The 3,160-nt window shown below is 70.6% G+C and carries 3 protein-coding genes; all 3 read right to left on the bottom strand.

The genetic code is table 11. The features are described 5' to 3' along the window. Positions 1–34: 34 nt before the first annotated feature. Positions 35–433, bottom strand: a complete 399-nt coding sequence (locus tag ACFU95_RS12620; protein WP_383825822.1) for a WXG100 family type VII secretion target — start codon at positions 431–433, stop codon at positions 35–37. Between the two features lie 36 nt (positions 434–469). After that, a complete protein-coding gene (locus ACFU95_RS12615) occupies positions 470–928 on the bottom strand; it encodes a YbaB/EbfC family nucleoid-associated protein (RefSeq protein WP_383825819.1) in 459 nt (152 codons plus the stop codon). A gap of 242 nt (positions 929–1,170) precedes the next feature. Next, positions 1,171–2,541: a hypothetical protein gene (locus tag ACFU95_RS12610; RefSeq protein WP_383825817.1), complete on the bottom strand. Its 1,371-nt coding sequence runs from the start codon at positions 2,539–2,541 to the stop codon at positions 1,171–1,173. Positions 2,542–3,160 lie beyond the last annotated feature (619 nt).

The raw sequence follows: 3,160 nt of genomic DNA, 5'->3' as shown, positions 1-3,160 counted from the left end.
GAGCTACGAGGCCTCTCCCACCGGAAGCAGCACGTCAGCCGCGCGTGGTACCGCGGTGCGAACCACCGGACGTGTTGGTGTCCGGGACGGAAGGCGTGTGGGTGTCGGTGGTACCGCGCTCGAAGCTGCGGGCGGTCTTCGTGTTCTGGTCCTCGGTCGCGTTGAAGCCCTTCGCCATGGTCTCCAGTCCGTCAGCCGTGCTGTCCAGCACCTCGACGAGCCCCTTGAGCCCGTCGACCATCTCGTTCCGAGGGGTGACGTACTGCTCCGCGAAAGCCTTTCCCATGGAGTCGTCGCCCCAGCAGTCGCCGAGCTCGTTCAGGCGCGACTCCAGCCGGGTCACGAGCTGCCTCATCTGGTCGGAGTAGGCCCGCACGTTGGGAGCGTTCTTCGCCAGCGCGTCAGGGTCCACTGCGAAATAGTTGGAAGACACCGCGACCTCCTTCTCACATCAGCTCGGGGGGATTTGTCAGGCGACCGGAGGTCGCGCGATACGGGGGCCTGACCCTCGGCCGGGACGACCGCCGGCGACGTACTCCTGGACCTCGTCCGCCATGGGCGGCGTCTCCGGCAGCAGTCCGCCCAGATCGGCCTTGCCCTGGAGCAGGTCGGCGGCGGACATTCCCGCGGGAAGGTGACCGGACAGGACCTCGGCGACATCCGCCATGGCCGTCGCCCGGGCCTTCTGGATGGTCGTGAGGAACATCTGGGAGAGCTCCACGGGAGCCATGCGCTTGTAGGCGCCGGTGGGGAACTCGATCTCGGTGACCTCGCCCTGCGAGTTCACGGTGACCTTCAGAGCCTGCCGGGGAGCCGTCGCGCTCGCCTTGACCTCACGCATCCTGCGCTGCAGTTCGCCGACCTGCGCGCGCTCCCTGCGATACGCACCCAGCAGCTCTTCTATGTGCTGGTCGTACGGACTCGACATGGTGCTCCTCTCCCACCTGCGGTGACGACTCCCCGAACAGTGGGAAAGCGCTTTCGCGCCCCGGTCGCGCAGGTTCGTGGGGGACAGCAAACATGCCGCCGCGGGCTCCCGTAACCCTGATTCGGCGGGTCATGGCCCGAAGGGCACCGTCATCTGCCCCAACGACCCGGCGCGGCCGACATACCGGGAGATCCCGGCACCTCGGCCGCGCCGTTTGCCGCGCCGTCCGCGGCTCAGGCAGGTCAGCCGATCTCGTCGGCCCGCTGGGGCACAGCCCCCCAGGAGTCGGCGCCCTGCCTCAGCAGGTGGGCGACGCCGCGGCTGCTCTTCGCCTCGTCACCGTCCTCCTCCGGGCCCCCGTCCTCCTCGACCTCATCCTCGTCATCAGGCACTTCCGCGGTGCTGAGCAGCATCCCGGCGTACCCGGTGACCGGCGCCGGCAGCTCCTCGGCGGCCGTGCCCTGGGAGCGGTCGGGCCGCCAGGTGGCCAGGCCCGGGCCGGGGACCGGCTCGGCGGAGGGGTAGTCCGAGGAAGTGGAGAGCTGAGGGAAGCCGAGCCCGGCGGCGAAGACCGCGCCGTCCTCGTCGCTCCACCCCGGCTCCTCCGTCACGGCGGCAGCGTCGTCCGCCTCCTGCGAGCTCTCGGTCTCGTCGCCGCCCGCTCCGGCCTCGGACACTGCGTCGTCCTCGTCGCTCCAGCCGTCGTCGTCGCTGAGGACGTGCGTGGGCATGAGCTCTTGCTCCTCCTCGTCCTCGGCACGGCGCCCGCCCAGCGTCCACAGCACCGCCGGGTCGGCGGCCTCCCAGGCGCTGGTGTCCGCCGTGGCCGCGACGCTGGGGACAACCGCCACACGGTCCTCGGGAAGCCCTTCCGGCACGGCGGGGTCCGCGCCGCGCAGAGCCGTCCCGCCGACGGGGGCTCCCTGGGTCTCGCTCGGCAGGCCCCCGGGTTCGGGATCAGCCCAGCCCGCCTCCCTCTCCAGCAGCAGGCCCGAAGAGTCCGAGCGCTCGTCGCCTTTGGACGCGCCGACGGGCATTCCGAGCGGCGGCATCATGCCTCCCTGAGCGGCCGCTTCTCCGGCCGCTGCCGCCTCGCCGAGACCGGCCTGCACGGCCCTCTGCTCCATGCCGGGGGCTGTCGAGCCCACGGTGGGAACCGACACTCCGCCGACGCTCAACCGCGCCATGGTCGGCAGCACGCCCGGACGGGCCGGGGCCACCTGGTCAGCGCCGTTCGTCCGTGCTGCGGGCGCAACGGACGGCATCGGCTGGACCGAACCCGTATCCGGGGCGGGAAGAGACAGGGGCACCGCAACCGGCGCTGCGCCCTGCTCGCGCCCCGTGGTCTGCGTCGAAGTGGGGGCGTGGCCGCCCGCCGTGGACGCAGGCGTCACGCCCACGACACCAGCGGTCGGCGAGACGGTGGCACCCGTGCCATGGGTCACCAGTCCAGGACCACCCGCAGCCGCGCCTGAGGACGGGACGACCTCGCCGTCACCGGGTGCACCGCCATGGGCCTCCGTCCACGGCTCCACGTGACGTGACAGCAGTCCGGAGGAGTCCGAGCGCTGCTCGTCCTTCGGTGCGCCGGCACCGCCAGGGGTCATCGGCATGAACGGCATCCCGGCACCCGCGCCGGCAGTGGTGCCTTGTGATGTCGAACCCGTGACCGGAGTTCCGGCCAACGACACCTGGCCGGCGCTTTGACCTGTGCCGGGCAGTGTTGCTCCGCCGGTGCCGCCGTGGTTCAACAGGTCAGGTGGCATGTGTGTCGCAGAAGTGTTGGGCTGTGTGCCCCCGCCGGTGTTGTTGAGCATGTTCGGCGGCAGCCTGTGGACTTGCGAATTCGGGTCGAGGGACACCGGGTTGTTCCTGGTGTTCTCGCCGCCTGGACCGGTGGTGTTCCTGTTCGGGAGTGTTTCCCCGCCGGTGTTGTTGAGTTGGTTCGGCGGCACCCTGCGTACCTGTGTGTTCGGGTCGAGGGCGCTGTTCCCGGTATTGGCTCCGCCCGTCGACAGGTTCACACCGCCTGTGTTCCTGCCGGGCTGCAAGAGTCCAGGCCCACCGGCAGTCGCACCCGATGTCGTCAATACCTCACCCGTGGGCTGCGGTTCACCGTTACCCGTCCACGGCTCGACGTGACGTGACAGCAGTCCGGAGGAGTCCGAGCGCTGCTCGTCCTTCGGTGCGCCGGCACCGCCAGGGGTCATCGGCATGAACGGCATCCCGGCA

It is taken from the genome of Streptomyces sp. NPDC057623 (assembly GCF_042800355.1).
Taxonomy (GTDB): domain Bacteria; phylum Actinomycetota; class Actinomycetes; order Streptomycetales; family Streptomycetaceae; genus Streptomyces.
Note: the sequence above shows the minus strand (reverse complement) of the source record. Positions and strands in the feature narration are given on the sequence as shown.